A 5,386-nucleotide genomic window follows, 5' to 3' on the forward strand; every position below is an offset into this window, starting at 1 on the left:
GGAGGCGATGAGCCTGAGGGACCTTCGGCGGCTACGGCCGGTCGCGTGCATCACGGCGAGCACGGGATCGCGGCAGTCGGCCTGCGCCGCGCGGTACTCCTGAGCCACCAGCAGCCGCCCCTCGCGCCCGCGCGGCCACGACGGCCGTGCGCGGCCCGCGGCAGAGGGCTCCTGCGCGTGGGGATACTCGGCCGGATGCGGCGGCTGCGCGTGCAGGCCCTCCAGGGTGATCCGCCCCTCCGACACCACGGCCCGCGCGTCAATGGCGGCTCCGTCGCCGAAGGTCAGCCGCACATGGAAAGAGGGTGTACCCAGCGAGTCGTCAACATTCGGTCGATAGTGATCAGAAACGCCAAAAAAGGGGCTCTCAAGCACAATCAAAGGGTAGCCGTGCGATCGCATTAGGTCACGAACGGCACGCAGACCCGCGCGGCGGTCAGCCCTGGAGCGGGGCACCCGGATCAACGCGCCCCGCACCGCACCTCCCCCTCGACGCACCGGGGTGCGATGCTGAACACATCCCCCGAGGCCGCCTCGCGGAAGGAGCACAGCCGTGCTGCAGGTCGCCGTCATCGGATCGGGCCCGAGCGGGGTCTACACCGCGCAGTCCCTCGTCCAGCAGGACCTCGTGCCGGGGGTGCGCGTCGACGTCATCGACCGGCTGCCCTGCCCCTACGGCCTCGTCCGCTACGGCGTAGCGCCCGACCACGAGAAGATCAAGTCCCTCCAGAACAACCTGCGTACGGTCCTGGCACACGACCGTGTCCGCTTCCTCGGCGGCATCGAGATCGGCCCCGGCGGCTTCCCCGTCGCGCGGCTGCTCGACCTCTACCACGCGGTGGTCTACTGCGTGGGCGCGGCGGCCGACCGCAAGCTGGGCGTCCCGGGCGAGGACCTGCCGGGGAGCCACTCGGCCACGGAGTTCGTGTCCTGGTACAGCGCGCACCCGGACACGACGGCCGACGGTTTCGTACGGGGCGTGGAGTCCGCCGTGGTCATCGGCGTCGGTAACGTCGCGGTGGACGTCGCGCGGATGCTGGCGCGGGGCGTGGCCGAGCTGCGGCCCACCGACATGCCCCAGGCGGCGCTCGGCGTGCTTGCCGAGAGCCGGGTGCGCGAGGTCCACATGGTGGGGCGGCGCGGCCCCTCGCAGGCCCGCTTCACCACCAAGGAACTGCGCGAGCTCGGTTCGCTCCCGGACACCGAAGTGATCGTGGACGCCGAGGAGTTGGCGCTCGATCCCGCGTACGCCGACCCCTCCGGCCTGCCCGCGGTGGGCCGCCGCAACGTCGAGGTGATGCGCGGCTGGGCGGAGCGCCCCGCGCAGCACCTGCCGCGCAGCATCCGGCTCCGTTTCTTCCTGCGCCCCGTGGCCGTGACGGAGGCGGCGGGGCGCGTCGGCGGGGTGCGGTTCGAGCGGACGCTGCCGGACGGCCGGGGCGGGGTGACGGGTTCCGGGCAGTACGAGGACATCGCGGGGCAACTGGTCCTGCGCTCGGTCGGCTATCGCGGGGTGCCCATCGAGGGGCTGCCGTTCGACGCCGGGCTCGGCACGGTGCCGCATGCGGCGGGGCGGGTGCTGCGGGAGGGCGCGGTGTCCCCGGGCGAGTATGTGGCGGGCTGGATCAAGCGGGGCCCGACGGGCGTCATCGGGACCAACCGTCCGTGCGCCAAGGAGACGGTGCTCTCGCTGCTGGACGATGCCCCCGCCCTCGTACGGAAAGGCGTGCCCGCGGATCCTCTGGCCGCTCTCCGCGAGGCAGGGCTGCGCCCCGTCGAGTGGCAGGGCTGGCTCGGGATCGAGCGCGCGGAGGCGGAGCTGGGCACGTCGCTTGGCCGCGGGCCTGTGAAGATTCCCGACTGGCCGGGGCTGCTGGACGCTGCGCGGGGCCTTGAGCGTTGAGCGTTGAGCTGGACTGCGCGGTGAGGATCATCTGCGGGCCCGTGGGGGCTGAGCGCGCCGTTCCCCGCGCCCCTTCGGGCGCACCCCGCTCGGCCCGGACTCGCTGAGCGCGCCCTTCGGGGCGCCCCCCCCGGCAGTCAGTGGCCCCGTGCCGGACCCGTCCGCTCCGCCTGTGCGGTGGCCGCGGTCAGGACGCTGTCCAGGAGGCCGGGGAAGAGTGCGTTCAGGTCGTCGCGGCGCAGTCCGTTGAGCTTTGCCGTGCCTCGGTAGATCTGCTGGATGACGCCGCTCTCGCGCAGCACCCTGAAGTGATGCGTGCTCGTGGACTTCGTGACGGGCAGGTCGATCTGCGAACAGGAGAGCCCGCCGAGCCCGGCTTCGTCCCTGGCCAGCTGCCGCACGACCCGCAGGCGCATGGGGTCCGACAGCGCGTGCAGCACGCCCTCAAGCCGGATGTCCGCGCGCGGCGGATGAACGAGCGCACGGCTGCTGCTCGGTGCGGCGGTCGTCACGGCGGCTCCCCTTCGTCCGGGCTTCATGTCTTCTCGAAGGCTCCATAGTACGAGAGTCATCGTAGTTTGACATCTGCCGTACTACGCGGTCTACCGTACGAGCCGTACCGAAGTCCGTGACGAGTGGAGTCCCGCCGTGAGCGCCCTGTTCGAGCCCTACACCCTGCGATCGCTGACCATCCCCAACCGTGTGTGGATGGCCCCGATGTGCCAGTACTCCACCGAGGTGTTCGGGCCCGACGCGGGCGTGGCCAACGACTGGCACTTCGCCCACTACGGAGCCCGTGCCGCCGGCGGCACCGGCCTGATCCTCGTCGAGGCGACGGCCGTGAGCCCCGAGGGCCGCATCAGCCCCGCGGACCTCGGAATATGGAACGACACACAAGCCGAGGCGCTGCGCCGCATCACCGGCTTCCTGAAGACCCAGGGCACCACTCCGGGCATCCAGCTCGCCCACGCGGGCCGCAAGGCGTCGACCGACCGTCCCTGGAAGGGCGGCGGACCCGTCGGCCAGGAGGAGCACGGCTGGCAGCCGCTCGCGCCCAGCGCGCTCCCCTTCGACGAGGGCCACCACCTGCCGCACGAACTCACCACGGAGGAGATCCACGACGTCGTCGGCCAGTTCGCGGCCGCCGCCCGGCGCGCCCTTGACGCCGGCTTCCAGGTGGTCGAGATCCACGGAGCCCACGGCTACCTCATCGGCGAGTTCCTCTCGCCGTTCACCAACCACCGCACGGACGAGTACGGCGGCTCCTTCGAGAACCGCTCCAGGCTCGCCCTCGAAGTCGTCGACGCCGTCCGCGCCGTATGGCCCGAGGAACTGCCCCTCTTCTTCCGGATCTCCGCGACCGACTGGCTGACGGAGAACCCCGAGGATGAGCGTGAGGGCTGGACGGCCGACGACACGGTCCGCCTCGCGAAGGAACTGCACGCCCACGGCGTGGACCTCCTGGACGTCTCCAGCGGCGGAAACGCCCCGAAGGCGCGTATCGCCACGGGCCCCGGCTACCAAGTCCCGTTCGCGGCCCGGGTGAAGGCCGAGACGTCGCTGCCCGTGGCCGCCGTCGGCATGATCACGGAACCCGAGCAGGCCGAGAAGATCCTCGCCAACGGCGAGGCGGACGCCGTGCTCCTGGGCCGCGAACTCCTGCGCAACCCCTCATGGGCCCGCCACGCCGCGAACGAACTCGGCGGCGAGGTCGCCACTCCCCAGCAGTACCACCTCATGGTGTGAGGGCCGCCCCCGCGCGCCGCCCCGCGCCGTCCCCCGCGCCGACCTGTCACAGCCTTGGCCAAGGGTCGGCCACTGGGGACATCCCTAGGTGACTCCCCGAAGCGGCGGCCGGCCCGGGGTTCGTACCGTGGCGCTGTCGCGATGTGTCACGGTTCGGGGCCCGTACCGGCCCTCGGGAGGGCGTTGTGCGCTACGTCATCGAGGTGTTCCGCTCCCCAGGGGGCGTGCACGGGAACATCTCCACCACGGACGTGGTGGATGAGGGTGAAGAGAAGGAAGAGAAGGGGGACACGAGCCGCTGCACGCCGTTCCACGGCTGGCTCGAACTGCTCTCGCTGCTCGAACCGCCGCCGGACGCACCGTACGCGGAGACCGGAGAGCCGGCCTCCGCGGCGGATGGCGACTCCTGTGACGCCTGAGCCCACGGCACGGCAAACAGATCCCCGGGAGCCGGGAATCTGCTTGTACCGAGACCGGGTTCGGCATCATCGTGGACGTTCAGGGCCATGCGCCCGGCACGGGTCACCGTCACAGTCCTGGTGCCCGTACCGGGTGCCGACAAGTGGGGGCGGTGATGACGTCCGGCGGCATACTGAACGACCATGTCCACGCACCGGCGCCCCATGAGGCGTTCTCCGGTCGTACGCGCGAACTCGCGGCGCTCCAGGAGGAGTTCCGCCACGCGCGCGACGGCGCGCCGCGCCTCGTCCTGATCGACGGGCCAGGCGGCATCGGCAAGAGCGCACTGGTGCGCAGGTTCCTGGACACGGCGGGCGACGCCTGCGTGCTTCAGGCCAGCGGCGAGGAGAACGAGAGCGCGCTGCCCTGCGGGGTGCTCGCCCAGTTCGTCGGGCAGAGCCCGATCCCGCTGCCGGACTGCCTGGGCTCGCTGGTCCGCACGCCCCGTTCGGCGCCCGGCACCCTGCCCCCGCTCGCGGCCGGCTTCGGGCTGCTCGACCTGCTGAGCGAGCTGCAGGACAAGGGGCCCGTCATCCTGGTGCTCGACGACGCCCACTGGGCCGACTCCGCCTCGCTGAACGCGCTGACGTTCGCACTGCGGCGGCTGCGCGTCGACAAGGTCCTCGCGATCGTGACGGCGCGTGACCCGCAGGCTCCGCAGTTGCCGGAGGGCATCCGCAGGCTGCTCGCCGACGTCCGCACCCGGCGCATCCCGCTGCACGGGCTCACCCCGGACGAACTGGGCTCCCTCAGCGCACAGTTGGGCACCGACCGGCTTCCGCACTCCGCGTCCGTACGCCTCCACGACCACACGCACGGCAATCCGCTGCACGCCCGCGCGCTCCTCGACCAGGTGCCCTCGCACGTGCTGCGGGACGTCACCACGCCACTGCCCGCGCCCCGTTCGTACGCGATGCTTGTGCTCGCCAACCTCGCGGAGTGCGGCCCCCAGGCGCTGCGGCTCGTCCAGGCGGTGAGCGTGCTCGGGCTCTCCTGCCCGCTGAGCGTGGCCGCCTCGCTCGCCCGTGTCACTACTCCCCTGCCCCCGCTCGAACGGGCCGTCAAGGCAGGGCTGTTGAAGGAGACCCAGCCGGGCGCCGCGCCCGAGATCGCCTTCCCGCACCCCCTCGTCCACGCCGCCGTCTACCAGGACATCGGACCCGCGCACCGGGCCGACCTGCACACACGGGCCGCGGCCCTGGTCGAAGACGACTACGCGAGTCTGCGCCACCGCGTGCTCGCCGCGACGGGCCCCGACGAGCATCTCGCCGCCGCCCT

General features: G+C 72.1%; 6 protein-coding genes. 4 read left to right on the top strand and 2 right to left on the bottom strand.

What is annotated here, in order from left to right; translation table 11 throughout:
• The coding region (locus ABD378_RS32360) for a DUF6214 family protein (protein ID WP_425583904.1) at nucleotides 1-375 on the bottom strand (375 nt) is incomplete at its 3' end.
• 178 nt (nucleotides 376-553) lie between these two features.
• On the opposite strand from ABD378_RS32360, the gene ABD378_RS32365 reads away from it, so the two are divergent.
• Nucleotides 554-1,903, top strand: a complete 1,350-nt coding sequence (locus tag ABD378_RS32365) for an FAD-dependent oxidoreductase (protein ID WP_344526731.1) — start codon at nucleotides 554-556, stop codon at nucleotides 1,901-1,903.
• A gap of 137 nt (nucleotides 1,904-2,040) precedes the next feature.
• Here ABD378_RS32365 and ABD378_RS32370 read toward each other — a convergent pair whose 3' ends face one another.
• The gene (locus tag ABD378_RS32370; protein ID WP_344526733.1) at nucleotides 2,041-2,415 is read right to left on the bottom strand and encodes an ArsR/SmtB family transcription factor; all 375 of its coding nucleotides are present in this window, start codon (nucleotides 2,413-2,415) and stop codon (nucleotides 2,041-2,043) included.
• Nucleotides 2,416-2,551: 136 nt separating this feature from the next.
• Here ABD378_RS32370 and ABD378_RS32375 point away from each other — a divergent pair, with 136 nt between their 5' ends.
• The 3 genes from ABD378_RS32375 to ABD378_RS32385 all read left to right on the top strand — a co-directional run.
• On the top strand, nucleotides 2,552-3,649 hold the full coding sequence (locus ABD378_RS32375) for an NADH:flavin oxidoreductase/NADH oxidase (protein ID WP_344526735.1): 1,098 nt from the start codon (nucleotides 2,552-2,554) through the stop codon (nucleotides 3,647-3,649).
• A gap of 185 nt (nucleotides 3,650-3,834) precedes the next feature.
• The gene (locus tag ABD378_RS32380) at nucleotides 3,835-4,068 is read left to right on the top strand and encodes a hypothetical protein (protein WP_344526737.1); all 234 of its coding nucleotides are present in this window, start codon (nucleotides 3,835-3,837) and stop codon (nucleotides 4,066-4,068) included.
• 155 nt (nucleotides 4,069-4,223) lie between these two features.
• The coding region (locus ABD378_RS32385) for an ATP-binding protein (protein ID WP_344526739.1) at nucleotides 4,224-5,386 on the top strand (1,163 nt) is incomplete at its 3' end.

Origin of the sequence: Streptomyces rectiviolaceus, assembly GCF_039533825.1 — a bacterium.
Taxonomy (GTDB): Bacteria; Actinomycetota; Actinomycetes; order Streptomycetales; family Streptomycetaceae; genus Streptomyces; species Streptomyces rectiviolaceus.